This window comes from Streptomyces sp. NPDC104309 (assembly GCF_055584025.1).
The window spans coordinates 152,726-176,005 of record NZ_JBVJMV010000009.1 but is presented as its reverse complement, the minus strand read 5'-3'; the positions used below and the strand labels follow the sequence as shown (position 1 = coordinate 176,005).

25 protein-coding genes are annotated in these 23,280 nt (G+C 71.6%); 10 read left to right on the top strand and 15 right to left on the bottom strand.

Annotated features, from left to right (window positions below):
* Nucleotides 1-295: 295 nt before the first annotated feature.
* Together ACZ68L_RS16045 and ACZ68L_RS16040 are read right to left on the bottom strand one after the other, a co-directional pair.
* Nucleotides 296-817: a nitroreductase/quinone reductase family protein gene (locus ACZ68L_RS16045; protein WP_469577415.1), complete on the bottom strand. Its 522-nt coding sequence runs from the start codon at nt 815-817 to the stop codon at nt 296-298.
* A complete protein-coding gene (locus ACZ68L_RS16040; RefSeq protein WP_469577414.1) occupies nt 817-2,103 on the bottom strand; it encodes an acyl-CoA dehydrogenase family protein in 1,287 nt (428 codons plus the stop codon). The genes ACZ68L_RS16045 and ACZ68L_RS16040 overlap by 1 nt, the downstream gene beginning before the upstream one ends.
* A gap of 171 nt (nt 2,104-2,274) precedes the next feature.
* Between ACZ68L_RS16040 and ACZ68L_RS16035 the strand changes: the two genes are divergently transcribed.
* On the top strand, nt 2,275-3,444 hold the full coding sequence (locus tag ACZ68L_RS16035) for a thiolase C-terminal domain-containing protein (RefSeq protein WP_469577413.1): 1,170 nt from the start codon (nt 2,275-2,277) through the stop codon (nt 3,442-3,444).
* A 12-nt stretch (nt 3,445-3,456) separates the two neighbouring features.
* Here ACZ68L_RS16035 and ACZ68L_RS16030 read toward each other — a convergent pair whose 3' ends face one another.
* Entirely contained in the window at nt 3,457-3,612 is a 156-nt protein-coding gene (locus ACZ68L_RS16030) for a hypothetical protein (protein WP_469577412.1), read from the bottom strand.
* 40 nt (nt 3,613-3,652) lie between these two features.
* On the opposite strand from ACZ68L_RS16030, the gene ACZ68L_RS16025 reads away from it, so the two are divergent.
* The 4 genes from ACZ68L_RS16025 to ACZ68L_RS16010 all read left to right on the top strand — a co-directional run bounded on the left by ACZ68L_RS16025 (nt 3,653) and on the right by ACZ68L_RS16010 (nt 6,733).
* Nucleotides 3,653-4,378, top strand: a complete 726-nt coding sequence (locus ACZ68L_RS16025; RefSeq protein WP_469577411.1) for a pyridoxine/pyridoxamine 5'-phosphate oxidase — start codon at nt 3,653-3,655, stop codon at nt 4,376-4,378.
* Nucleotides 4,379-4,602: 224 nt separating this feature from the next.
* A complete protein-coding gene (gene htpX, locus ACZ68L_RS16020) occupies nt 4,603-5,514 on the top strand; it encodes a zinc metalloprotease HtpX (protein ID WP_469577410.1) in 912 nt (303 codons plus the stop codon).
* A 9-nt stretch (nt 5,515-5,523) separates the two neighbouring features.
* Nucleotides 5,524-6,108, top strand: coding sequence for a PspA-associated protein PspAB (gene pspAB, locus ACZ68L_RS16015; RefSeq protein WP_469577409.1), 585 nt, complete (start codon nt 5,524-5,526; stop codon nt 6,106-6,108).
* Nucleotides 6,109-6,142: 34 nt separating this feature from the next.
* Entirely contained in the window at nt 6,143-6,733 is a 591-nt protein-coding gene (locus ACZ68L_RS16010) for a DUF1707 SHOCT-like domain-containing protein (protein ID WP_469577408.1), read from the top strand.
* A gap of 1 nt (nt 6,734) precedes the next feature.
* Here the strand turns inward: ACZ68L_RS16010 and ACZ68L_RS16005 are convergent, their stop codons facing one another.
* Nucleotides 6,735-7,178, bottom strand: a complete 444-nt coding sequence (locus ACZ68L_RS16005) for a Zn-ribbon domain-containing OB-fold protein (protein WP_469577407.1) — start codon at nt 7,176-7,178, stop codon at nt 6,735-6,737.
* On the bottom strand, nt 7,175-7,627 hold the full coding sequence (locus ACZ68L_RS16000) for a DoxX family membrane protein (RefSeq protein ID WP_469577406.1): 453 nt from the start codon (nt 7,625-7,627) through the stop codon (nt 7,175-7,177). The genes ACZ68L_RS16005 and ACZ68L_RS16000 overlap by 4 nt, the downstream gene beginning before the upstream one ends.
* 169 nt (nt 7,628-7,796) lie before the next feature.
* Here ACZ68L_RS16000 and ACZ68L_RS15995 point away from each other — a divergent pair, with 169 nt between their 5' ends.
* Nucleotides 7,797-8,984, top strand: coding sequence for a flavin-containing monooxygenase (locus ACZ68L_RS15995; RefSeq protein ID WP_469577405.1), 1,188 nt, complete (start codon nt 7,797-7,799; stop codon nt 8,982-8,984).
* Between the two features lie 46 nt (nt 8,985-9,030).
* Here ACZ68L_RS15995 and ACZ68L_RS15990 read toward each other — a convergent pair whose 3' ends face one another.
* The 3 genes from ACZ68L_RS15990 to ACZ68L_RS15980 form a co-directional block, all read right to left on the bottom strand.
* Nucleotides 9,031-9,618 (bottom strand): Uma2 family endonuclease, encoded by a 588-nt coding sequence (locus tag ACZ68L_RS15990; RefSeq protein ID WP_469577404.1) that lies wholly within the window; start codon nt 9,616-9,618, stop codon nt 9,031-9,033.
* A 49-nt stretch (nt 9,619-9,667) separates the two neighbouring features.
* Nucleotides 9,668-10,606 (bottom strand): helix-turn-helix domain-containing protein, encoded by a 939-nt coding sequence (locus ACZ68L_RS15985; RefSeq protein ID WP_469577403.1) that lies wholly within the window; start codon nt 10,604-10,606, stop codon nt 9,668-9,670.
* Between the two features lie 726 nt (nt 10,607-11,332).
* Nucleotides 11,333-11,899, bottom strand: coding sequence for a hypothetical protein (locus ACZ68L_RS15980; protein ID WP_469577402.1), 567 nt, complete (start codon nt 11,897-11,899; stop codon nt 11,333-11,335).
* Nucleotides 11,900-12,295: 396 nt separating this feature from the next.
* Between ACZ68L_RS15980 and ACZ68L_RS15975 the strand changes: the two genes are divergently transcribed.
* A complete protein-coding gene (locus ACZ68L_RS15975) occupies nt 12,296-13,288 on the top strand; it encodes an AraC family transcriptional regulator (RefSeq protein ID WP_469577514.1) in 993 nt (330 codons plus the stop codon).
* A gap of 67 nt (nt 13,289-13,355) precedes the next feature.
* On the opposite strand, the gene ACZ68L_RS15970 is transcribed toward ACZ68L_RS15975, so the two are convergent.
* Complete coding sequence (locus tag ACZ68L_RS15970; protein ID WP_469577513.1) at nt 13,356-14,183, bottom strand: NAD(P)H-binding protein; 828 nt, start codon at nt 14,181-14,183, stop codon at nt 13,356-13,358.
* 356 nt (nt 14,184-14,539) lie between these two features.
* Here ACZ68L_RS15970 and ACZ68L_RS15965 point away from each other — a divergent pair, with 356 nt between their 5' ends.
* Both ACZ68L_RS15965 and ACZ68L_RS15960 read left to right on the top strand, forming a co-directional pair.
* The gene (locus ACZ68L_RS15965; protein ID WP_469577401.1) at nt 14,540-16,768 is read left to right on the top strand and encodes an acetate--CoA ligase family protein; all 2,229 of its coding nucleotides are present in this window, start codon (nt 14,540-14,542) and stop codon (nt 16,766-16,768) included.
* 106 nt (nt 16,769-16,874) lie between these two features.
* A complete protein-coding gene (locus tag ACZ68L_RS15960; protein WP_469577400.1) occupies nt 16,875-17,714 on the top strand; it encodes an enoyl-CoA hydratase/isomerase family protein in 840 nt (279 codons plus the stop codon).
* Between the two features lie 121 nt (nt 17,715-17,835).
* Here the strand turns inward: ACZ68L_RS15960 and ACZ68L_RS15955 are convergent, their stop codons facing one another.
* The gene (locus tag ACZ68L_RS15955; RefSeq protein ID WP_469577399.1) at nt 17,836-18,384 is read right to left on the bottom strand and encodes a DUF1062 domain-containing protein; all 549 of its coding nucleotides are present in this window, start codon (nt 18,382-18,384) and stop codon (nt 17,836-17,838) included.
* A 304-nt stretch (nt 18,385-18,688) separates the two neighbouring features.
* Between ACZ68L_RS15955 and ACZ68L_RS15950 the strand changes: the two genes are divergently transcribed.
* Nucleotides 18,689-19,642, top strand: coding sequence for a tyrosine-protein phosphatase (locus ACZ68L_RS15950; protein WP_469577398.1), 954 nt, complete (start codon nt 18,689-18,691; stop codon nt 19,640-19,642).
* 103 nt (nt 19,643-19,745) lie between these two features.
* On the opposite strand, the gene ACZ68L_RS15945 is transcribed toward ACZ68L_RS15950, so the two are convergent.
* The 5 genes from ACZ68L_RS15945 to ACZ68L_RS15925 all read right to left on the bottom strand — a co-directional run bounded on the left by ACZ68L_RS15945 (nt 19,746) and on the right by ACZ68L_RS15925 (nt 23,235).
* Complete coding sequence (locus ACZ68L_RS15945; RefSeq protein WP_469577397.1) at nt 19,746-20,774, bottom strand: helix-turn-helix domain-containing protein; 1,029 nt, start codon at nt 20,772-20,774, stop codon at nt 19,746-19,748.
* A gap of 275 nt (nt 20,775-21,049) precedes the next feature.
* On the bottom strand, nt 21,050-21,322 hold the full coding sequence (locus ACZ68L_RS15940) for a hypothetical protein (RefSeq protein WP_469577396.1): 273 nt from the start codon (nt 21,320-21,322) through the stop codon (nt 21,050-21,052).
* Nucleotides 21,307-21,738, bottom strand: a complete 432-nt coding sequence (locus tag ACZ68L_RS15935) for an arsenate reductase ArsC (protein WP_469577394.1) — start codon at nt 21,736-21,738, stop codon at nt 21,307-21,309. Before ACZ68L_RS15935 ends, ACZ68L_RS15940 begins: the two co-directional genes overlap by 16 nt.
* Nucleotides 21,731-22,837: an ACR3 family arsenite efflux transporter gene (gene arsB / locus ACZ68L_RS15930; protein WP_469577393.1), complete on the bottom strand. Its 1,107-nt coding sequence runs from the start codon at nt 22,835-22,837 to the stop codon at nt 21,731-21,733. The genes ACZ68L_RS15935 and arsB overlap by 8 nt, the downstream gene beginning before the upstream one ends.
* The gene (locus ACZ68L_RS15925; protein ID WP_469577392.1) at nt 22,834-23,235 is read right to left on the bottom strand and encodes an ArsR/SmtB family transcription factor; all 402 of its coding nucleotides are present in this window, start codon (nt 23,233-23,235) and stop codon (nt 22,834-22,836) included. Before ACZ68L_RS15925 ends, arsB begins: the two co-directional genes overlap by 4 nt.
* Between the last annotated feature and the right edge of the window lie 45 nt (nt 23,236-23,280).

The following is a 23,280-nucleotide window of genomic DNA, read 5'->3' as shown; positions in this document are numbered from 1 at the left end:
GCCACCCACACCGGGCCACCTCCCGCACTGGGCATCGCGCGGCCGTTCCGGGCGCCCCAGGTCCTGTCTCGCCGACGGCGGACCACTCATGTGGTCCGCCGTCGGTGCACCCGGACCCTTCCGCGGATCGCCCCAACAGCCGTTTCCACGGACTGTTTTCGCACCCCTCACCGGGCGGATCCCCACACCCGGCACCGTGTGTGCACCCTCCCCTCCCCTCGCTTCCGCGTCCGGCCGCACGCAGCCCGGTCAGACCCCGTCGGCCCGACCGGCCCCATCGGCCCCGTCGGCCCGGTCAGACCCCGTCAGCCCCGTCGGCCCGGCCGGTCCCGGAGTCCATCCGCCGTTCCAGCCTGAACAGCCGGATCTCCCGCTCGACCCGCGCCTGGTACGTCGCATAGGGCGGCCAGAACTTCAGCGCCGTCTGCCACACCGCCTCCCGTTCCGCCCCCTCCAGCAGCGTGGCGCGCACCGGAATGTCCTGGCCCTGCCAGTTGACGACGGCCCGGTCGGGCCCGGCCAGCAGATTCGCGGTCCAGGCCGGATGCCCCGGACGGCCGAAGTTGCTGCCGACCAGGATCCAGCTCTGCTCCGTCCCTTTCTCCGGCATGCAGGCCAGCGGAGTGGTCCTGGGCCGTCCGCTCCTCGCGCCCGGCACCGTCAGGATCAGCCCCGGCAGCATCCGGGAGCTGAGCAGCACCTTTCCGCGGGTGAGCCGGTGCACCGCGCGGTCCATGGCGGGGACGACGTGCGGGGCGAACCTCGCGAACGTGCGGGTGGAGGACACTTTCTGGATCAGCCGGACACCGGGCGCCATCAGACCGCCACCCGCTCGGCCGATCCGGAGGCGGACGACGCCGGGCCGCCGGACGGCCGCCCGGCGGGCACCTGACCGGCGGATACCCGACCGGCGGACGCCCGCCCGCTGTTCGACGGCGCGAACAGCCCGGCCCGGTGCGCCGCGTGGTCGCGGAGCCGGTGAACGGGGCCGAAGAGCAGTTCGTCGGCGGCGGCCCGTTTGAAGTACGGATGCGCCTCGTGCTCCCCGGCGGAACCGATCCCGCCAGGGAGCTGGACGGCCTCGGCGGTGGTGATCCGCAGCGCCTCCAGCGCCTGGGCGAGGGCGAGGCCCCCGGCCGCCGGATCCCAGGCCGCGTAGTACGCGGCGGAGCGGGCCGCCTCCACCCGTACGTACAGATCCGCGAGGCGGGGCTCCACCGCCTGGCAGGAGCCGGTCGCTCCGCCGGACCGCTCGCACGCCCTGACGTGTTCGACGGTCCGCTCCAGCGCGCCCGCCGCCGCCCCCACCGCCTCCGCCGCGAGCAGGGCGGCGACCCCGCGCCCGGCCGAGGCGAGTGCGTCGGTCACGTCCCCGGTGTCGTCCGCGCCGAGGAGTTCGGCCTCGGCGTCGCGGAGTTCGACGCGGGCCAGCGGGCGGGTCTCGTCCAGCGGGGTCAGGCGGGTGCGGACCACTCCGGTCGCCGTGTCCGGGCGGACCAGGAAGAGGAGCGTACGGCTGCGCGGGAAGCCACCGGTGTGGGCGGCGACCAGGAGGAGTCCCGCGCTGTGCCCGTCGAGGACCTGGGCGGCCTCGCCGTACAGCCGCCAGCCCTTCGCGCCGGCGACCGGCCTGGCCTGTACGCCGCCGGCCCGGCCGCCCCCCGCCCAGGCGCCGCCGGTGGGGTCACCGGTGAGGCCGAGCGCGGTGGGGAGCGAGCCGCCGGGCACGGCCAGGGTCGCGGTCAGTCCGCCTGCGGCGATGCCCGGCAGCAGGGCGGTGCGCTGGGCCTCGGTGCCGAGCGCGGCGATCAGGGGCGCGGCGAGTGCGGCGGTGGGGATCAGGGGCGAAGGCAGCAGGACGCGACCGGCCTCCTCGCAGGCGACGGCGAGCTCGGCGAGGCCGCGGCCGACGCCTCCGTACTCCTCGGAGAGGGCCAGTCCGGGCAGTCCGAGGTCCTGGGCGAGCTGACGCCACAGGGCCTCGTCGTACCCGTCGGCTGTCTGCACGGCGGTGCGGACGTCGGCGGGTCCGCAGCGTTCGGCGAGCAGCTCGCGCAGGGCGCGGCGGACCTCGTCCTGTTCCGCGGTGAAGGCGGCATCCATCGTCGGACTCCTTCCCGTCAGGGGCCTCCGGCCTCTGATCTGACGGCCCGTCATGCTAGGGGTGAATCCCCGAGATGCCCAGAGTCGCGCAGCGGAAGAGGCGGGCGGGACCAGGAAGATCCCGCTCGCCGGACGGTCCGCGCCCACCGAATCTGATGTACCGTCAGATTCATGCCTTCTTCCCACCGCAAGGTCGCTGTCGTCGGCATATCCCTCGCCGACTGCGGACGCGTCGACGAGGCCACGCCGTACGCCCTGCATGCCCAGGCCGCCCGCCGGGCGCTCGCCGATTCGGGCCTGGACCGGTCCGTCGTCGACGGTTTCGGCTCCGCCGGACTCGGCACGCTCGCCCCGGTCGAGGTCGCCGAGTATCTGGGGCTGAAACCCACCTGGGTGGACTCCACCGCGGTCGGCGGCTCGACCTGGGAGGTGATGGCGGCCCATGCGGCGGACGCCATCGCGGCGGGTCACGCCAATGCCGTACTGCTGGTGTACGGGTCGACGGCCCGCGCGGACATCAAGGCGGGCCGCCGCACGTCCAATCTCTCCTTCGGGGCACGCGGCCCCCTCCAGTTCGAGGTGCCGTACGGGCACTCACTCATCGCCAAGTACGCGATGGCCGCCCGCCGCCACATGCACGAGTACGGGACGACCCTGGAACAGCTCGCCGAGGTGGCGGTCCAGGCACGGGCGAACGCGGCGGCCAACCCGGACGCCATGTTCCGTGACCCGATCACCGTGGACGATGTGCTGTCGGGGCCGATGATCGCGGACCCGTTCACCAAGCTGCACTGCTGCATCCGCAGCGACGGCGGCTGCGCGGTGCTGCTGGCGGCCGAGGAGTACGTACCGGACACGGCGAAGGAACCGGTGTGGATCCTCGGTACGGGTGAGCACGTCTCGCACTCCACCATGTCCGAGTGGGACGACTTCACGGTCTCCCCCGCGGCGGTCTCGGGCCGCCTGGCGTTCGAACGGGCCGGAGTGCGGCCCGCGGACATCGACCTCGCCGAGATCTACGACGCGTTCACCTACATGACGCTGGTGACGCTGGAGGACCTGGGGTTCTGCGCGAAGGGCGAGGGCGGCGCGTTCGTGGAGAAGGGCCGGACCGGCCTGACGGGCGAACTGCCGGTCAACACCGACGGTGGCGGCCTGTCCGCCTGCCACCCCGGGATGCGCGGGCTGTTCCTGCTGGTGGAGGCGGTACGGCAGCTGCGCGGCGAGGCGGGCGAGCGCCAGGTGCGCAGAGCGGGCGGGCGGCTGCCCGAGCTGGCGGTGGCGTCGGGGACGGGCGGCTGGTTCTGCTCGTCGGGGACGGTGGTGCTGGGGCGGGGGTGATGGGGGGCCGGTCTACACCGCGACGACCGTGAGAACTCCCTCAAGCCCCTTGAAGTCGTCCGCGTTGCGGGTGAAGAGCGGCAGCCCCCTGGCCGAGGCGATGGACGCGATCATCAGGTCCATGCGCCGGGGCCGGGGATCACGCCGGGCGGCGATCACCAGAGCCACCAGACTCCCGCACGCAGGCGCCATGCGCTGCAATAGGGCCATGAGCGACGTACAGAGGCCCCACGGACAGGGGACCGACACGCAGGGGACCGACGCGCAGAAGGCCCACGCACAGCAGAGCTTCCTGGACCTGCTCCACGCCCAGCGGGTCTGGGACGTGGACCTCCCCTTCTTCGACCCGGACACCGCGCCCTGCGCCCCTCTGCCCCTCTTCCACGCCTGGTTCGCCGAGGCCGTGGCCGCCGGGCAGACCGAGCCGCACACGATGTCACTGGCCACCGTCGACGCCGACGGCCGCCCCGATGTGCGGACGCTGATGCTGCACGACGCGGACGAGCGCGGCTGGCACTTCGCCACCCACCGCACCAGCGCGAAGGGCCGCCAGCTCGCCGCCCACCCGCACGCCGCGCTCGCCTTCTACTGGCCGTCGCAGGGGCGGCAGGTACGGGTGCGGGGGCCGGTCACCGAGACGAGCCGGGCGGAGAGCCTGGCCGATCTGCATGCCCGCTCGACCAGGGCCCTCGCCGCGGCGCTGACCGGGGCGCAGAGCGAGGTGCTGGGCTCGCGGGAGGAACTGGCCCGGACCGCCGACGCCGCCTGGGAGCGGGCGCGGGCCGAGCCGGACGCGCAGGTCACCAGCTGGACGCGGTACGTGGTCGAGCCGCAGGAGGTCGAGTTCTTCCAGGGCGACGCGGGGCGACGCCACGTACGGCTGCGCTACCGCCGGGACGGCGCGGACTGGACGCGGGAGCTGCTCTGGCCTTAGCGGCCGTGGTGGCCGCAGTGGTGCAAGGGGCGCCAGGGGCGCGGGAATGGCGTCCGTGGGTCGCCCCGCCGGACGGACGCCGCCCCGGCAGACCGCCGTTTTGGACCGACCGGCACATGGGGGGGTGGGCGACGCCCCCCATGTGCCGGTCGGTCTTATTCGGTCGAGACAGCAAAGGAGCACTATGGGAGACAGGTGAAGACAGGTGAGGACTGGAGGCACCGATGAGCCGAACCCGTTCCCGTTACGCCGCCGACCGCGGGCTGACCACACGCATGGTGACCACCATGTTCCTGATCGGACTGCTGTACGTGGTCCTGATCGGCGTGCTGCTCGCGGTACTGCGCGGCGCCTGGCCGATCATTCTGATCCTGGTCGGCGGCATGTTCATCGCGCAGTTCTGGTTCAGTGACCGCATCGCCGCGTTCAGCATGGGCGCCCGGGAGGTCACCCCCGAGGAGGCCCCGGAACTGCACGGCACCGTCGACCGGATCTGCGCGCTGGCCGACATGCCCAAGCCCCGGGTGGCGATCGCTCAGAGCGATGTGCCGAACGCCTTCGCCACCGGCCGGAACGAGAAGACCGCCCTCGTCTGCGCCACCACCGGTCTGCTCCGCAGACTGGAGCCGGAGGAGCTGGAGGGCGTACTCGCGCACGAGATGTCGCACGTCGCGCACCGGGATGTCGCCGTCATGACGATCGCCTCGTTCCTCGGTGTGCTCGCCGGCGTCATCACCCGCGTCGCCCTGTGGGGCGGCCTCTCCCGCAACAGCCGGAGCAATGACCCCGTGGGCATCGCGATCATGCTGATCCCGCTGGCCAGCGCGGTCGTGTACTGCCTCAGCTTCCTGCTCACCCGGCTGCTCTCGCGCTACCGCGAGCTCTCCGCCGACCGCACCGCCGCCCTGCTCACCGGTCGCCCTTCGGCGCTCGCCTCCGCCCTCACGAAGGTGAGCGGCCAGATGGCCCGCATCCCGACCGAGGACCTGCGGAAGGCGGAGCCGTACAACGCCTTCTACTTCATGCCCGCGTTCTCCTCCAAGGAGAGCCTGAGCCGACTGCTCTCCTCCCACCCGACCCTCGAACAGCGCCTCGACCAGCTGGCCCGTATCTCCGCCGATCTCGCCCGCCCGTAAGGAACGTCCATGGGTCTTCTCGACACCATCCTGGGCCGCAGCAAGCCGGTCCGCCCCGACCTCGACCAGCTCTTCGCCGTGCCCTCCGCCGCCCTCACCCTCCAGGCGGGCGCCGGCTTCACCCCCACCGGTCTCGGCTCGGTCTGCTTCGCGGGCGTCGAGGGCGGCACCTTCGCCCGCATCCAGCAGGACGTGCGCGAACTGCTCGACGCCGACACCGACCGGGGCGGCATCCCGGTGGAGTTCAGCCAGGACACGTACGGCTACACCTGGCTGCTCGCGCGTCAACCGGCCGATGACACGGCCTCCCTGGTCAACGATCTGCACGCGGTCAACACCCTGCTCCAGGACGGCGGCTTCGGGCCCCAGTTGCTCTGCTCGCTGATCGGCTTCCGGGACGCGCGGGAGCGTCCGCTCGCCCTGGTCTATCTCTACAAGCGCGGCACGTTCTATCCGTTCGCACCACTGCCGGGCGGCGTCGAGAAGCGGGACAACCAGCTGGAGTTGCAGGTCAGGGCGGTAGTCGGGGACGACCTCCGGATGGAGAAGGATCTGGCCCGGTGGTTCCCCGTGTGGGGGGCGCCCGGATTGTGAGCCGGGCTCCGAACCCGTCCGTATCATCAGGTTCATGACTGCTGAGCATCCCAAGCCCGCCGGTGCGCAGCGCGCCTCCGACGCCGACCGCGAAGCGGTGGTGGACCAGTTGAGGGAGGCCGCGGCCGAGGGCCGTATCGACCTCGACGAGCTGGACACGCGACTGGGCGAGGCGCTGGTCGCCAAGACCTACGCCGAGCTGGTGCCCCTCACCGCCGACCTGGGGCCCGCGCCGCAGGACGCGGGGAAGCCGCTGGTCCTCAGGGGTGGTATCCACGGCACGGCGCGCACCGGACGCTGGAAGGTGCCCGCGCACATCGATGTGGACGCCGGCATGGGCGGCGCCAGGATCGACTTCACGCAGGTCGAGTGCCGGCTGCGCGAGATCGAGCTGGAGGTCGACGGGCAGACGGGCGGGGTCAGGATCACCATCCCCGCGGGCTGGTCCGCGGAGACCGACGAGGTCGATCCCGCCGTGGGCGGCGTCAAGGACCGGACCACGGCGGAACGGCTCCCGGGTGCCCCGCTGATCCGTGTCACCGGCACGGCCGGCATGGGCGGTGTGGTCGTCCGCCACCCCGGCGTGTGGGAGCGGTGGAAGCTGCGGCGCGGCAGGTCGCGCTGAGTCATGCCGGGTGGGCGGCGGAGCCGGTGCCGCCCCACGGCCGGAAGACCGGGACGGCCTCCCCGCCCTCCTCGTGCCGGAAGGCGACCCGCAGCCGCATGCCGATCGCCAGGTCCGACTCCTCGCACTCCACGATCTGTGTCATCATCCGCGGCCCCTCGACCAGGTCGACGACGGCGGCGGTGTACGGGACCCGGGCACCGAACGGCGGCAGGTCGTTACGGTGGACGACGGACCATGTGTACAGCGTGGCGTCTCCGCTCGCCCGCTCCCAGGCGACGTCCTCGCTCCAGCAGTGCGGGCAGAACTCGCGGGGGTAGTGGTGGGCGCGCCCGCAGGCGCGGCAGCGGCGCAACAGCAACTGCCCCCGGGCGGCGGCGTCCCAGTAGGGGCGGGTGAAGGCGTCGGGCTCGGGGAGGTCGAAACGTACGGCGGCCGCGGTCACAGGAAGAGTCCGATCACTTCATCGAGGGACCAGGTCTGCCAGGACATCGCGAACAGCGCGACGAGCGAGATGAGCGCCATCATCGCGTTCTGCCCCTGCTCGGCCCAGTCATGGATCATCAGTACGAGATAGAGGAGATTGAGCAGCAGTCCGGCGACGAGGGCGACGGGGGTGAGGAATCCGGCGATCAGGCCGAGGCCCAGGGCGAGTTCGGCGTACACGACGAGGTAGGCCATGACCTTGGGACGCGGGGCGACGACACTCCGGAAGCCGGTGCGCACGGCCGCCCAGCGGTGTTTGCCCGCCACGTCGGCGGCCCAGGCGATGCCCGTACCGCGCTCGAACCAGCCCTTCTTGTCCTTGTGCCGCCAACTCTCCAGCCACCACAGGCCGAGGCCTATCCGGAGAACGGCGAGCCACTCGGCTCCGCCGAGCCAGATCGTCTGCATGGGGCCTCCCATTCACTGAATCTGACGGTACGTCAGTTCACCTGATGGGGGCGGCTCGCGCAAGAGGCATGCGGAATGTGCGCGGGAGGCACACACCCGTGATCGATTCGCAACCGATTCCGGTCTTGACCGAGACCCATCAATCGAGTGCGCGATTACGCTCCGAACCATGTCCGACAGCGCACTTACCGCCGGTAGCACCACCCCGGCCCCCACCGGCCTCACCGAGGACCGGCCCGTGTACGTCATCGGCGGCGGTCCGGGCGGTCTCGCCGCCGCCGCGGCCCTGCGCGAGCTGGGGGTACGGGCGGTCGTGCTGGAGAAGTCCGCGAACGTGGGGACGTCCTGGCGCCGCCACTACGACCGGCTGCACCTCCACACGACCCGGCGCTGGTCCGGGCTGCCGGGGCTCGCGATGCCACGCCGGTTCGGACGCTGGGTGGCCAGGGACGATGTGGTGCGCTATCTGGAGAAGTACGTCGAGCACCACGAGCTGGAAGTGGTGACCGGCGTCGAGGTGTCCCGGGTCGACCGGGCCCCGGACGGAGCGGGCTGGCGGCTGACCGCGACCGGCGGCCGGATGCTGACCGGCCGGGCCGTCGTCGTCGCCACCGGCTACAACCACACCCCGCGCGTCCCCGACTGGACCGGCCGCGACACCTTCACGGGCGACCTGGTGCACGCCTGCGACTACCGCGATCCCGCCCCGTACGCCGGCCGGGACGTCCTCGTCGTCGGGATCGGCAACACGGGCGCGGAGATCGCCGTCGACCTGGTGGAGGGCGGGGCGTCCCGGGTACGGATCGCCGTGCGCACCGCGCCGCACATCGTGCGCCGCTCGACCGCCGGCTGGCCCGCCCAGGCGACCGGCATCCTGGTACGCAGACTGCCGGTCCGGCTGGTCGACCGGGCCGGGCGCCTGATGGCCAGGATCGCCGTGCCCGACCTCGCCGCGCAGGGGCTCCCGCGCCCGGACACCGGCCTGTACTCACGGGTCAGGGACGGCGCCATTCCGGTGCAGGACGTGGGGCTGATCGACGCGGTCAGGGGCGGCCGGGTGATGCCGGTGGCGGCCGTCGAGTCGTTCGACGAGGACGCGGTGGTGCTGGCCGGCGGGGAACGGATCACCCCGGACGCGGTGATCGCTGCGACCGGCTACCACCGGGCCCTGGAGGGGCTGGTCGGCCACCTCGGCGTACTGGACGCCCGGGGCCGGCCGGTGGTGCACGGCGGCCGCACGCCCAAGCAGGCACCCGGCCTGTACTTCACCGGGTTCACCAACCCGATCAGCGGCATGTTGCGTGAAATGGCCCTGGACGCACGGAAGATCGCGAAGAGGCTGTCACGCTCGGGCTGACTGCTCGGGGGCCGGGCGGGGGCTGGGCGGGGCTTCCGCGCGGGCGTCAGGCGTAACGCGGGAGCGCGTCGGTCGAGATCGTCCACTCGCCGATGGTGACGTCCTCGCCGTACACGAAGTCCTTGCGGATCGCGTATCGCGGACCGTCCGGCGTCGAGTGGATTTCGCAGAGGACGGCTCCGGTGCCCGTGCGGGGATCGAAGATCGCGTAGACGGGGATGCCGAGCAGTGGGTAGTCCCGCATCTTGCTCACCCAGTCGTTGTCCGGGTTGGACCGCGAGACGACTTCGACGGCGGCGATGAGCGTACGAGGATCGATGGAACTCGCCACCTCCATGTCCGTCTCGGCGATCACCATGATGTCCGGGTGCCGCAGGATGCCCCGAGGCGTGTCCTCCACGTCAGGAGTCCCGGTGTGGGCCACCAGCTCTTCCGGCATCACCTTTTCCAGGCGTTTCCGGATGCGCAGCGCCGTCAACTCATGGGGTCCGACGGGCGCCATCATGTCGTGGACGATTCCTTCCTCGGTGATCTCGAATCTGCCGGGAACGCTGTCCTGCGTCTGTTCGACGATGTCGCGCATGGCCAGGTAGTGGACCGGGTCCCGCTGTGCGTCGTCCGGGGCGATGGCCATGGCGCGCGCTCCTCGTCTGTGCCCGGGGGCAAGGGTCGTCACGTTCATGCTAGGCGGCCTCCATCAGGTCGGATCGGCACTCACGGCAGTGTCCCGGCTCCAGTGCCCGGAAGGCGCGGTCGCAGCTGTCGCAGTTCTGGAGCGGGTCGGGGCGCGGCACGGCTTCCCGAACCGGGGCGGTGGGCAGCGGGGGCGGCAGGAGGGTGGTGAGGCGGTGGGCGAGGAGGCCCGCCGGACGCGTCAGCGGTTCGGGCAGGTCGGCCACGAGGGTGCGGCGTACGGCGTCGGGGTGGGCGCCGCGTTCGAGCCAGGCGGCGACGGCCGGGGTCAGGCGGTGGACATCGCACTCGGCCAGCAGCAGCCGGGATTCCTGGCGGCGCAGACCCGCGAGGAGATCGGTGGCCGCGCGGTGACGGTCGACGTCGGGAACCTGCGGCTGGGGAAGCGGCGCACGCGGTGGCACGTGGGTGGGAGCGGGATTCGCCGTATCCGGCCGGAGTGGGGGCGCGGGGGCCGTCTCCGGGGCCGGGGTGGGCGCCGGGGCCGGGGTAGGCGCCGGGGCCGGGGTAGGCGCCGGGGCCTCGGGCGCGAGGGCCCGGCGGACGGGCCTGGGTCGCGGTTCGGGTGCTGCGGCGGGGATCGCGTCGGCGAGGGGCTGGTTGTAGAAGACCGTGCGGGTGACGACCCGGCCACTGGGGAGGCGTTCACGGGTGCGCCTCAGGTAGCCGTGGGCTTCCAGTTCACGCAGGGCGGCGGCGATCCGGGCCTCGCTCTCCGGGAAGCGGTCGGCGAGGAACCTGATGCCGATCCTGACACCGTCGGGCAGCGACTGGATGTGGGCGGCAAGGCCGATCGCGGTGAGGGACAGTTCACCGTGCTGGGTGAGGTGGTTGCCGACGACCGTGAATCGGCTGGTGTGCCGGGTGTTGATGTGCACGACACCGGCTGACGGGGCGCGCGAGGGCGCGCTAATCTGCGGGGTATCCATCGGGAAGCGATCTCTTCCTCGTTGGTCAGGCCCTCGATCGGGATTGCAGTCCCGGCCGGGGGCCGTCTCATGTCTGGGGTTGTGGGGGCGAGCTTATGCCAGCCAACCGGGCAGGAATCCAGCCGAGTTGGCGAATCTCACCCGTGTGAGTGACGGGAGGCAGGGTGGGGTTGGGAAGGGTGATTTCCCCGGTTCTTGAATCTTTTGATGTCGTGCGCGCCCGCGCCGCGGTCCGCCGCGTCTTTGGTCACCGGGTCGTGACTACTGCGACCCGGTGGAGTCGGCCTCGGGACGAGGCCGAACGCGAGGTTGGCCGCCGGGCGAGGTGTCACTTGTGCGGCTGGTCCCTTCCCCGGGAGCCCCCTCCCGAACCCGTCGTACGACCGGGCCGCGGCCCATTCCCGTACCTGTGTGAGGTGCCCTGCTCGGAGTCCGATGTGCGGATCGGGCCGCAGCAGTAGCGTCGGGCGGTCCGTTCGGCGGCCCAGAAAGAACGGCTGAAGCGTCCGCAGGCTTGTTGTGTTCGTGGTCGGCATCCTCCAGACCGCAGCATCGCGACCTGCCGTGGTCAGGCTCGCGGTCGGACCCGTGGCCGACTTCGCGAGAGGCATCGTTGCCGGGCCGCCTTCGCGGGGCGCCAGGAGAGCTTCAGGGCCACTCGAACGCTTCCGTCACTGCGGCGGTGGAGCCGCCGGAGGCAGCTCCACCGCCGCAGCGGGCAGGCATTTACAGGTGGGCGCTGATCACGCCGCCGGCGCTGAGCACGATGTATACGCCGTTGGCGTCGAGCCCGGCGTCGTGCTGGTTCGCCTCCAGCGTGCCGTACACCGCGCCCTCGTGGCCGAGGATCTGCGCGCGGTACCGCAGCTCGCCGATCTTCGTGACCTTGGCCGTCCAACCGCCCGCGAGCTTGAAGGTGCCCGGTCCGGGGTGTCCGCCGCCCAGCCAGGAGTGGACCTGACCGTCCAGCGTGAGCACGACGAACATGTCGTTGGCGTCGAGCCCGGCGTCGTGCCCCTTCGTCTCCAGCGTGGCCAAAACCGAACCGCGGCTGACGATCTTGGCGCGGTAGTGCTGGGCGCCGAGCTTGTGGATCTCGGCCGTGCTCCCGTCCGCCAGGGTCTGGGTGCGGACCGGGGATGCCGCCTTGGCCGTGGCGGTCGGCGCGGTGGTGTGGTGCGCGGCGGGCGCGGCGGCGACAGCTGTTGCGGCGGGTGCCAGCAGAGCGGCTGTCAGGATGGCGCCGGCCAGCGCTCGGACAGCGGTCGCGCGGCGGGTCGTCGAGAAGGACATACGGGTTCTCCTGAGCGAAGTAGCGGTGAGGACGCGCGCGTTGCCTGTTCCCTCTCGTTCGGGGCCGGGAGGCAATGGGGGGCGGCGTGCAGGATCGAAGTTAGTGCGCGCAGTCGACGGAACAGATCGTTTCTTGTCACCGAATCGCTACGCCCCGGATAGCGTCCTGCCGATCACGCGTCGAGCCGGATGAGCGTGCCGGCCAGGGCGACGGCGGCCAGGTGGCGGCCGGGCCGTTTCTCATAACGGGTGGCGATGCCGCGCTTCGGTGCCTCACCGGCCTGCCTGACGGCAGGGGTCCGCCTGTTCGCCGCCCCGTTCGCCGCCCTGTACGCCGCGCTGTTCGCCGCCCTGTTCACCGCCCGGTTCGCCGCCCCGTCTGCGTACCGTTGGCGCATGGACGTGTTCGACGAGTTGTTGCGTGGTGTGCGGGGGAAGGGGGCGGTCTTCGGTCGTTCGGTGCTGTATCCGCCGTGGTCGCTGAGGTTCACGGACGGCGCCTATCTGACCCTGTGCATGCCGTTGCGCGGCGAGGGGTGGATCGTCCCGGATGGCGGGAGCGGGGACGGCGGTCGCGGGGACGACGGCGCGGGCGGCGGCAGCGGTGCTCCCGCCGCGCGCCGGGTGCGGGCCGGCGAGGCGGCGATCGTACAGGGCCCGGCCCCGTTCGTCTTCACCGACGCCCCGGCCACGGGTACGGCCACGGGTACGGGACCGGGACCGGGTGCGTCCGTGCACGAGGTCCGCTGGGACACCGGGCCCGGGGCCGATCCGATGCCGCCGGACGAACTCAGTTGCTCCACCGTGCTGCTGGCCGCCGCCTACGACGTACACGCCGAAGTCCCGCGGCGGTTGCTCCGGGTCCTTCCGCCGGTGCTCGTGGTACCGGACGAAGAAGACTGTGCGCCGCTGCGCGACTATCTGGAGGCGCAGATCGGCATGGCGCGGCCGGGCGGGCAGATCGTGCTGGACCGGCTGCTGGACTGGCTGCTGGTGTGCACGCTCCGCGACTGGTTCGACCGCCCGGAGGCGGCCCCGCCCGCCTGGTACCACGCCCTCGGCGACGAGGTCGCCGGCCCGGCCCTGAGCGCACTGCACGAGGACCCGGCGCGTCCGTGGACGACGGCGGAGCTGGCCGCACGGGCCGGGGTCTCACGGACCACGTTCGCCAAGCGGTTCACGGAACTGGTCGGAGAGGGCCCGGTGGCGTATCTGACCGAATGGCGCATGACGCTCGCCGCCGATCTGCTCAGCCGCCAGGACCTGACGGTGGCGGCGGTGGCCCGCCGGGTGGGGTACGCCGACGCGTTCGGTTTCAGCGCGGCGTTCAAGCGGGTCCGGGGCGTCAGCCCGAGCGCGTACCGCCGTGGGCCCGGGGCGCGGGGCTAGCCGGGCCGGGACTCCCCGGCAGGCTGACGCCCCGCCCCGCTCCCCGGAAGATCCAGGGCCCCGGGGCTCAGGCGGTCCAGGCGCCCGCGTCTGCCGCCCTGCGCACGAACTCACCGAAGTCTCGCGGTTCGCGCCCCAGCGCACGCCGCACGCCGTCGGTGACCGGAGCCTCCCGGCTCGTACGGATCGGCTTCATCGCGTCCGTCCACAGCGCCGCCTCCTCCGGGGCCATCCCCCCGGCGACCAGTCCTGCCCGGAACTCCCGCTCGGGGACCGGGACATAAGCGGCCCGCCGCCCGGTGACCTTCGCGATCTCGGCCAGCGCGTCGTCGACGGTGAGCGCCCTCGCCCCGGACAGCTCGTACACCTGGCCCTCGTGACCGGGCCGGGTGAGCGCGGCGACGGCGACGTCCGCGATGTCGTCCGCGTCGACGAACGCGGCGGCCCCGTCCCCCGCGGGCAGCGCCAGCTCACCGCCCATCACCCCGTCGAGGAACACCCCCTCACTGAAGTTCTGCGCGAACCAGCCGGGCCGCAGGATCGTCCACGGCACCCCCGAGGCCCGCACCGCCAGCTCCCCCTCCAGGTGCGGTCCGGTCCCGTCGTAGGAGTCCCCGAAGTACCCCGGCTCGTCGACTCCCCGGGCGGACAGCAGCACCAGCCGCCCGATCCCGGCCGCCGCGGCCCGCTCCACCAGGGCGGGGGTCCGGGAGGGGGTCAGGTCCAGCGGAACGATGTACGCCGCCGCGACCCCCTCCAGCGCCGCCTCCCAGGTCCCCCGGTCGTCCCAGTCGAACGGTGTCGCCCCGGAGCGCGAGGCGACCCGCGCCTCCACCCCTTGCCCCCGCAACCGGTCCACGACCCTGCGCCCGGTCTTCCCGGTACCGCCGATCACGAGCACGGGCCGGTCCCCACGGGCGCCCTGCGCCCGACTCGCGTCCCGCGTTTCCCGTACGTCCTGCGCCTGCCGCACCTCCTGTGCCCGCCGCACGTCCTGCGCCGCCTGCGCCCTTCGTGCTCCCTGTGCTGCCTGTGCTGCCTGTGCTTTCTCTGTCATACAGAGAGCCTGTCCCGGCACCCCGGCCACCGGCCATGTCCCGGAATCCGGAATGGATGTCCGGGCGTCCGGAAGAGCCTTTGCCTGCACACCCATTCCTGACGGGCCGTCAGTTCAGTAACCTGACAGAGCGTCAGCTTCTGGCTGGCCGAGCACGATCACCCGACGGACCTCTAGCAGGAGTGGGCGGAACGATGCTTGGATCGACTCACGGCACCCTCACCACCGACTTCCGCGCCAGGGTGGTGGCCTGCGGCGAAGAGCCGAACGCCATCGTCCACAGCATGGCGTCCGCCGCCGCGGAGGGCGACCTCGACGTCAGTGGCCGCCCACTGCACGCCCCCGTACCGGACCTGGACCGGTTCTTCCGGCCCGAGTCCGTGGCCGTCATCGGGGCGTCCGACACCGAGGGCCGGCCCAATACCGGGATCACCCGGCAGCTCATGGGCTGGGCCGAGCGGGTCGGGGCGCGGCTGTATCCCGTGCATCCCAGTCGGGAGTCCGTGTTCGGGCAGGCCTGTTCTCCTTCCGTCGCGGACCTGCCGGAACAGGTCGATCTGGCCGTGCTGCTGGTCGGTGATCCGCTCCCGGTGATCGAGGAACTCGCCCAGGCCAAGGTGAAGTTCGCCGTCGCCTTCGCCTCCGGGTTCGCCGAGACGGGTGAGGAGGGAGCCGCCGCCCAGGCACGACTGGCCGCGGCGGTGGAACGGTCCGGGCTGCGGCTGCTCGGGCCGAACACCAACCTCAACGCCTTCGAGAGGTTCCGGGACGACCTGGACGGGCCGGCGATCGCCCTGATCACCCAGTCCGGTCACCAGGGGCGCCCCGTCTACACCCTTCAGGAGCTGGGCGTGCGGCTCTCGCACTGGGCGCCCACGGGCAACGAGGCCGATCTGGAGACCGCGGACTTCATCTCGTACTTCTCGCAGCGCCCCGAGGTCGGGGCCATCGCCTGCTACGTCGAGGGGCTCAAGGACGGGCGCTCCTTCCTGCTGGCCACGGACCGCGCGGCACGGGCCGGCGTTCCGGTGGTGGCGGTCAAAGTGGGGCGTACGGAGACGGGGGCCAGGATGGCCGCGTCACACACCGGCAAACTGACCGGCGCCGACCAGGTGGTGGACGCGGCGATGCGGCAGTTCGGCGTGATCCGGGTGGACGGGCTCGACGAACTCCAGGACACCGCGGCTCTGCTGGCCCGCGCGCGGAAACCGCAGGCCGGCGGGGTCGTCGTGTATTCGATCTCGGGCGGCACGGGCGCGCACTTCTCGGATCTGGCGACCGGTGCGGGACTGAAGCTGCCCACCCTGTCCGAGGCGAAGCAGCGCGAGCTGCACGCATGGATTCCCGACTACCTGAACGTGGCGAACCCGGTCGACAACGGCGGCCATCCGGTCGGCGACTGGCGCGGCCGGAAGATCATCGACGCGATCCTCGCCGACCCCGACGTCGGGGTGCTGATCTGTCCGATCACCGGCCCCTTCCCCCCGATGAGCGACCGGCTCGCGCAGGACCTGGTGGACGCGGCGGAGACCACGGACAAGCTGGTGTGCGTGGTGTGGGGCTCGCCCGTGGGTACGGAGGACGCGTACCGCACGACGTTGCTCGGCTCGTCCCGCGTCGCCACCTTCCGTACCTTCGGCAACTGCATCACCGCGGTGAAGGCCTACCTGGACCACCATCGGTTCGCCGACTCCTACCGCTCCCCCTTCGACGAGGCGCCACGCACACCGTCGCCCTCGTTCCGCAAGGCGCAGGCACTGATGCGCCCGGGACACCAGCTGAGCGAGCACGCGGCGAAGCAACTGCTGCGGGCGTACGGAATCCGCGTCCCGCGCGAGCAGCTGGTGACCAGCGCCGCGGCATCCGTCCGGGCGGCGGGGCTGGTCGGCTACCCGGTCGTCATGAAGGCGTCGGGCCCCCGGCTCGCCCACAAGACCGAGCTGGGCCTGGTCAAGGTCGGGCTCACCTCCGCCAGCCAGGTGCGGGACGCGTACCGCGAACTGACCGACATCGCGCGGTACGAGGGCATCGAACTGGACGGAATCCTGGTCTGCCAGATGGTCGAGCGGGGCGTCGAGATGATGGTCGGTGTCACGCAGGACGCGTTGTTCGGGCCGACGGTGACGGTGGGGCTCGGCGGCGTACTGGTCGAGGTGCTGCACGACGCGGCCGTTCGCGTACCACCGTTCGGCGAGGACCAGGCGCGGTCGATGCTGGCCGAACTGCGCGGCCGGGCCCTGCTGGAGGGCGTACGCGGCGGCCCGCCGGTGGACGTCGACGCGCTCGTCGAGGTCGTGCTGCGGGTGCAGCGGATGGCGCTGGAACTGGGCGACGACCTCGCCGAGCTGGACATCAACCCGCTGATGGTGCTGGGCCGGGGGCAGGGCGCGGTGGCGCTGGACGCGCTCGCCGTCTGCCGCTGACCGGCCGCACCACCGCCCGTCCCGGCGACCGCGGCACCGGCCGCCTCGCGCGGCGCCTCGACCGCCGCGCCGCCACCGTCCGCACCACTCACCCAGGAGCCACCTCATGCCGTCCTCCCCCGAAGACACCGCCGAGTCCACCGGGTCCACCGACCCGCTCGACTCATTGGTACTCCACGCCACTGACAACGGCGTCTCCTGGATCACGCTCAACCGCCCCGAGGCGATGAACGCCGTCACCTGGGACCAGCGGGAACGCGTCATCGCCCTGCTCGCCGATGCCTCCGCCGACCCGGCGGTCCGGGCCGTCGTCCTCACCGCCACCGGCCGCGGCTTCTGTGCGGGCGCCGACCTGCGCGGCGCCCCTTCAACGGGCGACCGGGTACCCGGCGACGTGGCCCGCACCATCCGGCTCGGCGCACAGCGTCTGATCGCCGCGGTCCTGGACTGCGAGAAGCCGGTCGTCGCGGCCGTCAACGGCACGGCGGCCGGTATCGGCGCCCATCTCGCGTTCGCCTGCGATCTGGTGCTGGCCGCCGACTCGGCGAAGTTCATCGAGGTGTTCGTACGCCGCGGCCTCGTACCGGACGGAGGCGGCGCGTATCTGCTGCCGCGCCTGATCGGCCCGCAGCGCGCCAAGGAGCTGATGTTCTTCGGCGACTCGCTCCCGGCGGCGCAGGCGGAGCGGCTGGGGCTGGTCAACCGGGTCGTCCCGGACGAGGAGTTGGCGGCGACCGCCCGCGCGTGGGCGCAGCGGCTGGCCGAGGGGCCGACCCGGGCGATCGCCGCCACCAAGCAACTCGTCAACGCGTCCCTGGACGCCGACCGGGCGACGGCGTTCGCGGCTGAGGCGATGGCTCAGGAGATCAATATGACGACGCAGGACGCCAACGAGGGCGTGGCGAGCTTCGTTGAGCGGCGCACGCCGAAGTACCGGGGGCTGTGAGCGGCCCCGGGGCGCTCACGTCGATCCTCTCCCGGTACCGGGTGGGGCTGCCCGGGACCCGCAGCCACCAGGGGCCCGTCCGGCGGATCCTGCCGGACGGGCCCCTGGGCCCGAGGAGGGCTCAGCGCTTGAGCGTGAAGGTGAAGTCACCGGAGAGCCTGCCGCTCAGCCGGACTGCCGAAACGAGTTTCCCCTCCGTGATCAGTCTCTCCACCTCGGCCCGCGAAAGACCGCACCCTTCAGCGATCAGTCGCACCGGCCGGACAGGGATCCGCGCCGCGAAGCGGACCGAGACATCGATCACCTCGCGGTCCAGGTGATCCGATCCGCCGGTGTCCAGGCGCCAGGCGTTGCCCCAGTCGAGCGCGATGCGATTACGGCGCCGCACGACCGGATCCTGGAGCAGCTCAGCTGTCAGGCCAGGGTCGTTGTCATGCAGCCGGTCCAGCGACTCAGGTCGTATGGAGCGCACATTCACCCGCTCCAGGAGCGTGAGCTTTGCCGTTTCCCCGCAAGCGGTACAGAGCGCGAGGAGCCAGGCGTCGATGAGCTTGTGGTTTGCGTTGACGCGAAATTTTCCGCTTGCCCGGAAGCGCTCGGACGCGCACGCGTGGCAACGGCGGAGGACGAGCGGCAGGCAGGTGGGCACGACCACCCAGTTTTCGAGCACAGAAGTACACCGGTTTCAGTGAGAAGTCCGCAGCAAAAAGGAGCGCGGCGCAGATGCGCGACGCGCGACGATTCAGCGCTCGGGAGGTCTCACAGGGTGTACAACGGCACGTCCTTGCCCAGACGACTTGGTTCGGCAGCACGGTATTGGCGCACAGCGGCGCTGTTCCACTGGTTTTCGCGCGCCTCACCGCCAGGTTCTGTCCGGCGATCAGCGGCCACGCCGAAAAAGCTCGATGATCACGCATAGACAAGGTTCTATGCGTTTATAAGGCATTTATGGGACGTCTGGTTATCGTACGGAGATGCTCCATCACACCAACGGGCGCTCGCGGGCGCCGATGACCAGGCTGCTGGCCGCGACCGCAGGAGTGGCTGCCCTGGCCGTCGGCGCCGTCGCATGCGGGGGCGGCCCGGCGGCGGCGCAGCCGGCCCGGACGGACCAGACGGTCACGCCCACCCCTGCCACGGCCCACCCCCTCACCCTGAAAGACGCGCCCAATTTCCGCGACATCGGCGGGGAGCGGGCCGGCGACGGACATCACGTCCGGACCGGCGTCGTGTTCCGCTCGGACGCACTGGGCACACTCACCGGCGACGAGCAGCGCGAGCTCACCCGGGCCGGGATCACCAAGGTGATCGACTTCCGCTCGTCGACCGAATCCGCGTCGGCCCCCGACCGGCTTCCGACCGGCGTACAGCGGACCGCCCGGCCCGTCTACGGCTCGCCGGACGATCTGAGCACCGTCCTGGGCAAGGCCGTCGCGGGTGGCCCCGAGGTGCAGCAGACGTTGCTGGGCGGTGGCCGCAACACACAGCTCGTGGACAACTACTACGCGTGGCTCGTCACCGATCCGGGGGCCTCTCAAGCGTTCGGTGACACAGCGCGCGCCATCGCCGACGGCAACGGGCCCGTGCTGTACCACTGCACCTCCGGCAAGGACCGGACCGGGTGGATGACGGCGGTGCTTTTGACCGCGGTGGGCGTCCCCCACCACGAGGTCCTACAGAACTACCTGGCGTCGAACCAAGCCCTGCGTGCTTCCAACGCGGCGCAGCTTCAGGCGTTGGAGGCTGCCGGCAAGGTGAAGGACCCCGCGCTGCTCGAACCCGTCATGGGGGTGCGGACCGAGTTCCTCCATTCCGCCTTCAACGCGGTGCACCGCACATACGGCTCTTTCGACTCCTACCTCTCCAAGGGGCTGGGGCTCGACGCCGCGACACTCGGCAAGCTCAAGCAGCGCCTCCTCACCCCCTGAGACCCGTCGCCTCCCCTCGGCGGAGCAGACGGAACGAGCGGCGATGAAGAGCTTGGGCCGGGCGACCTGAGATCTCGCACCCCGGGACTCAGGTCGCCCGTTCTCACGGCAGGCACGGGTGATCTCGACCCCCAGTACCTCGGAGACGCGGGAGAAGAGTCCCGGTGTCGGTCCGGCAGCCGGGGCACTCTCCCGGCCCCGCCGCGCGGAATGCCCGTTCGCAGCCGTCGCAGTTCTGGAACGGAAGCGGCTGGGTCGGGAGATCGGCCGGGGCCCGGAACGGGGGCGGTGGCGGGAGCCGAGTGGTCAGTCGGTGAGCGAGGAGACCGGCGGGGCGGCGCAGCCCTTCGGAGGGGAGTTCGCTGGTCAGGGCGCGCTCCACGGCGGCGGGGACGACCTCGCGCTCCAGCCATGCGGCCACCCCCGGGGTCAGCACGTCCACATCCTGTGCGGAGAGCAGCAGGCGCGGGTCCTGGCGGTGCAGCCCGGCGAGCAGGTCGGCGGCGGTCCGGAGGAGGGACGCTGTGGGAAAGGACGGCTGCGGTACGAGCAGGGGCGTGGACCTGCTGTACGGGGCGCGCTCCCGGCGCGCTGCCGGGAGGGGTTCACGGCCTGGTGCGGGCACGGTTCGGGCCGGGGACCTGAGCGGACGCGTTTCGTCGGCTTCGGGCTCCCGGCAGGGCCGGACCGACACGGGCGGCCGGGCCGTATGTTGCGGGCGCGGCGGGCATTCGCGGCCCGGTGCCGTTCCTGCGGACCGCCGGTCGGCAGGATGGTTGCAGGAGACGGTACGGGTGACGATCCGGCCGTCGGTCAGGCGCTTGCGGGTGCGTCGCAGGTAGCCGTGGGCTTCGAGTTCGCGTAACGCGGCGGCGATCCGGGCCTCGCTCTCCGGGAAGCGGGCGGCGAGGTCCTTGATGCCGATCCTGGCTCCGGTGGGCAGCGACTGGATGTGTGCGGCGAGCCCGATCGCGACGAGGGAGAGCTCACGGTGCTGGGTGAGGTGGTTGCCCACGACCGTGAAACGGCTGGTGTGCCGGGAGTTGTCGTGCATGACACCGGAGTACGGCGTGGCATCTCCGCGTGTGCGGGACGGGGCGCGCGAGGGCGCGCTAATCTGCTGGGTATCCATCGGGAAGCCTCTTACTTCTCGGTGGTCAGGCCCTCGATCGGGATGCCAGTCCCGGCCGGGGGCCGTCGCATGTCTGGGGTTGTTCGTCGCGGCGAGCATATGCCAGGCCACCGGCCCGAATAGCAGCCAAGTTGGCCAATCTCACCCATGTGGGTGACGAGCGGCAGGGTGGGGTCGGGAAGGTTCATTTCCCCAGTTCTTCAAGGCTTTTGATGTCGCGCGGAGCCGCGTCGCGGACCACCGGATCGCGGAAATCCGCGACCCGGTGGCGGCGGTCACGGTACGAGATCGAGTTCGGCCCAGACGGTCTCGCGGGGGAATACAAGGTCGAGGCCGGCAAGCGGATTCCGCACACGATCCACCCCGGCGTCACGGGCGAGCGGCCCGGCGTTGCGGGCGGCCACCACGACCCGGTCCCCGGCGGGCGGGGCGGCCCCGGCGGAGGCGCGCCCCGGGCCAGGGACATCACCGACGGTGGACCAACTCTGGCGCTCGACACAGGAGTCCGCTCCTGTCGCCTGCCACGACGACGTCAGTCGCCCTGCCACGGGAAGTGTCCGTGGGGCCGGAGTTCGGCGAGCAGGCCGCGGGTGCGCCGTTCGATCTCGTCGCGGATCGGGCGGACGGCCTCGACGCCTTGGCCGGCCGGGTCGTCGAGCGTCCAGTCGAGGTACTTCTTGCCGGGGAAGACGGGGCAGGTGTCACCGCAGCCCATGGTGATCACCACATCGGATGCCCGCACGGCTTCCACGGTCAGCACCTTCGGCGTCTCGGCGGACATGTCGATGCCGACCTCCGCCATTGCCTGTACCGCGGCCGGGTTCACGGCGTCGGCCGGTGCGGACCCGGCGGAGCGGACCTCCACGCGGTCGCCTCCGAGGTGGGTGAGAAAGGCGGCGGCCATCTGCGAGCGGCCTGCGTTGTGGACACATACGAACAGCACGGACGGCTTGGACTCAGACATGGGCGGAACCTTCCGGGGCAGCGGCCCGACCGGCTGCCGGGACGGCCTGGGGGAAGAATCGGCGGGTGGCCAGCGCAACGTAGACCAGGCCGATCAGGACGGGCACCTCGATGAGAGGACCGACGACTCCCGCGAGGGCCTGGCCGGAGGCGGCACCGAAGGTGGCGATGGCGACCGCGATGGCGAGTTCGAAGTTGTTGCCCGCGGCGGTGAATGCCAGCGTCGTCGCCTTCGGGTAGTCGAGTCCCAGCGCGCGGCCGACAGCCATGGACCCGGCCCACATCACAACGAAGTACACAAGCAAGGGGAGCGCGATGCGGACGACGTCGAGGGGCTTGGAGGTGATGGCGCCGCCCTGGAGGGCGAAGAGCACGACGACGGTGAACAGCAGCCCGTACAGGGCGAACGGGCCGATCCGGGGAATCAGCTTCGTCTCGTACCAGGCGCGGCCCCTGATCCGTTCTCCCAGCCGGCGGGTGAGGAAGCCGGCCAGCAGCGGAATGCCGAGGAAGATGAGAACGGCGCGGGCGATCTCCCACACGGAGACGTCGAGGGCGGTCTGCTCCAGGCCCAGCCGACCGGGCAGAACGGAGAGGTAGAACCAGCCGAGCAGGCTGAACGCGAGGACTTGGAAGACGGAGTTGAGGGCGACGAGGACAGCAGCGGCCTCACGGTCGCCGCAGGCCAGGTCGTTCCAGATGATGACCATGGCGATGCACCGGGCGAGACCGACGATGATCAGGCCGGTGCGGTACTCGGGAAGGTCGGGCAGGAAGATCCAGGCGAGCGCGAACATCAGCGCCGGGCCGACGACCCAGTTCAGCACCAGGGACGGGATGAGCAGCCGCCGGTCGCGGGTGGCGGTCTCCAGCCGGTCGTAGCGGACCTTCGCGAGGACCGGGTACATCATCACGAGAAGGCCGAGCGCGATCGGCAGCGAGACGCCGGTGACAGTGACCTTCGCGAGCGTCTCACCGAGACCGGGGACCAGGCGGCCCAGGCCCAGGCCGAAGGCCATCGCGGCCAGAATCCACACGGCCAGGAATCGGTCCAGGAACGACAACCGCCCGGCGACGGGCCCTGCGGTCCCGGTGCTCACGAAGCGGCCCCGGCAGGAACCGTCCCGGGGAGCTGCTGCCCGCCAGGGCGGGTGAGGACGGCGGCGAGGCGGTCGGTCGTCTCGGGCAGCAAGCGGTAGTACACCCACGTCCCGCGCCGCTCGGAGTCGATGAGCCCGGCCTGCTTCAGCAGCTTGAGGTGGTGGGAGATCGTCGGCTGGGACAGGTCGAAGGCAGGTGTGAGGTCGCAGACACAGACCTCCCCGCCCGCGCGGGAGGCGATCATCGACAGCAACCGCAGCCGCACGGGGTCGCCCAAGGCCTTGAACACCTTCGCCAGCGCCTCCGCCCGGTCCTCGTCCAGCGGCGCGGTCAGCAGCGTGGGGCAGCATCCGTCGGCGCCGTCCTGGCCGAGCACCACAAGGTCTTGTTTCGACATGCCTCTATGTTGATGTTTTTCGATCCAAGGCGCAAGCTTGGATCG

Bases quoted from the DNA above. Each gene is read 5' to 3' on its own strand.
- ACZ68L_RS16045 (WP_469577415.1), bottom strand. From the start codon at position 817: ATGGCGCCCGGTGTCCGGCTGATCCAGAAAGTGTCCTCCACCCGCACG.
- ACZ68L_RS16040 (WP_469577414.1), bottom strand. From the start codon at position 2,103: ATGGATGCCGCCTTCACCGCGGAACAGGACGAGGTCCGCCGCGCCCTG.
- ACZ68L_RS16035 (WP_469577413.1), top strand. From the start codon at position 2,275: ATGCCTTCTTCCCACCGCAAGGTCGCTGTCGTCGGCATATCCCTCGCC.
- ACZ68L_RS16025 (WP_469577411.1), top strand. From the start codon at position 3,653: ATGAGCGACGTACAGAGGCCCCACGGACAGGGGACCGACACGCAGGGG.
- htpX (WP_469577410.1), top strand. From the start codon at position 4,603: ATGAGCCGAACCCGTTCCCGTTACGCCGCCGACCGCGGGCTGACCACA.
- pspAB (WP_469577409.1), top strand. From the start codon at position 5,524: ATGGGTCTTCTCGACACCATCCTGGGCCGCAGCAAGCCGGTCCGCCCC.
- ACZ68L_RS16010 (WP_469577408.1), top strand. From the start codon at position 6,143: ATGACTGCTGAGCATCCCAAGCCCGCCGGTGCGCAGCGCGCCTCCGAC.
- ACZ68L_RS16000 (WP_469577406.1), bottom strand. From the start codon at position 7,627: ATGCAGACGATCTGGCTCGGCGGAGCCGAGTGGCTCGCCGTTCTCCGG.
- ACZ68L_RS15995 (WP_469577405.1), top strand. From the start codon at position 7,797: ATGTCCGACAGCGCACTTACCGCCGGTAGCACCACCCCGGCCCCCACC.
- ACZ68L_RS15990 (WP_469577404.1), bottom strand. From the start codon at position 9,618: ATGGCCATCGCCCCGGACGACGCACAGCGGGACCCGGTCCACTACCTG.
- ACZ68L_RS15985 (WP_469577403.1), bottom strand. From the start codon at position 10,606: ATGGATACCCCGCAGATTAGCGCGCCCTCGCGCGCCCCGTCAGCCGGT.
- ACZ68L_RS15980 (WP_469577402.1), bottom strand. From the start codon at position 11,899: ATGTCCTTCTCGACGACCCGCCGCGCGACCGCTGTCCGAGCGCTGGCC.
- ACZ68L_RS15975 (WP_469577514.1), top strand. From the start codon at position 12,296: ATGGACGTGTTCGACGAGTTGTTGCGTGGTGTGCGGGGGAAGGGGGCG.
- ACZ68L_RS15965 (WP_469577401.1), top strand. From the start codon at position 14,540: ATGCTTGGATCGACTCACGGCACCCTCACCACCGACTTCCGCGCCAGG.
- ACZ68L_RS15960 (WP_469577400.1), top strand. From the start codon at position 16,875: ATGCCGTCCTCCCCCGAAGACACCGCCGAGTCCACCGGGTCCACCGAC.
- ACZ68L_RS15950 (WP_469577398.1), top strand. From the start codon at position 18,689: ATGCTCCATCACACCAACGGGCGCTCGCGGGCGCCGATGACCAGGCTG.
- ACZ68L_RS15945 (WP_469577397.1), bottom strand. From the start codon at position 20,774: ATGGATACCCAGCAGATTAGCGCGCCCTCGCGCGCCCCGTCCCGCACA.
- ACZ68L_RS15935 (WP_469577394.1), bottom strand. From the start codon at position 21,738: ATGTCTGAGTCCAAGCCGTCCGTGCTGTTCGTATGTGTCCACAACGCA.
- ACZ68L_RS15925 (WP_469577392.1), bottom strand. From the start codon at position 23,235: ATGTCGAAACAAGACCTTGTGGTGCTCGGCCAGGACGGCGCCGACGGA.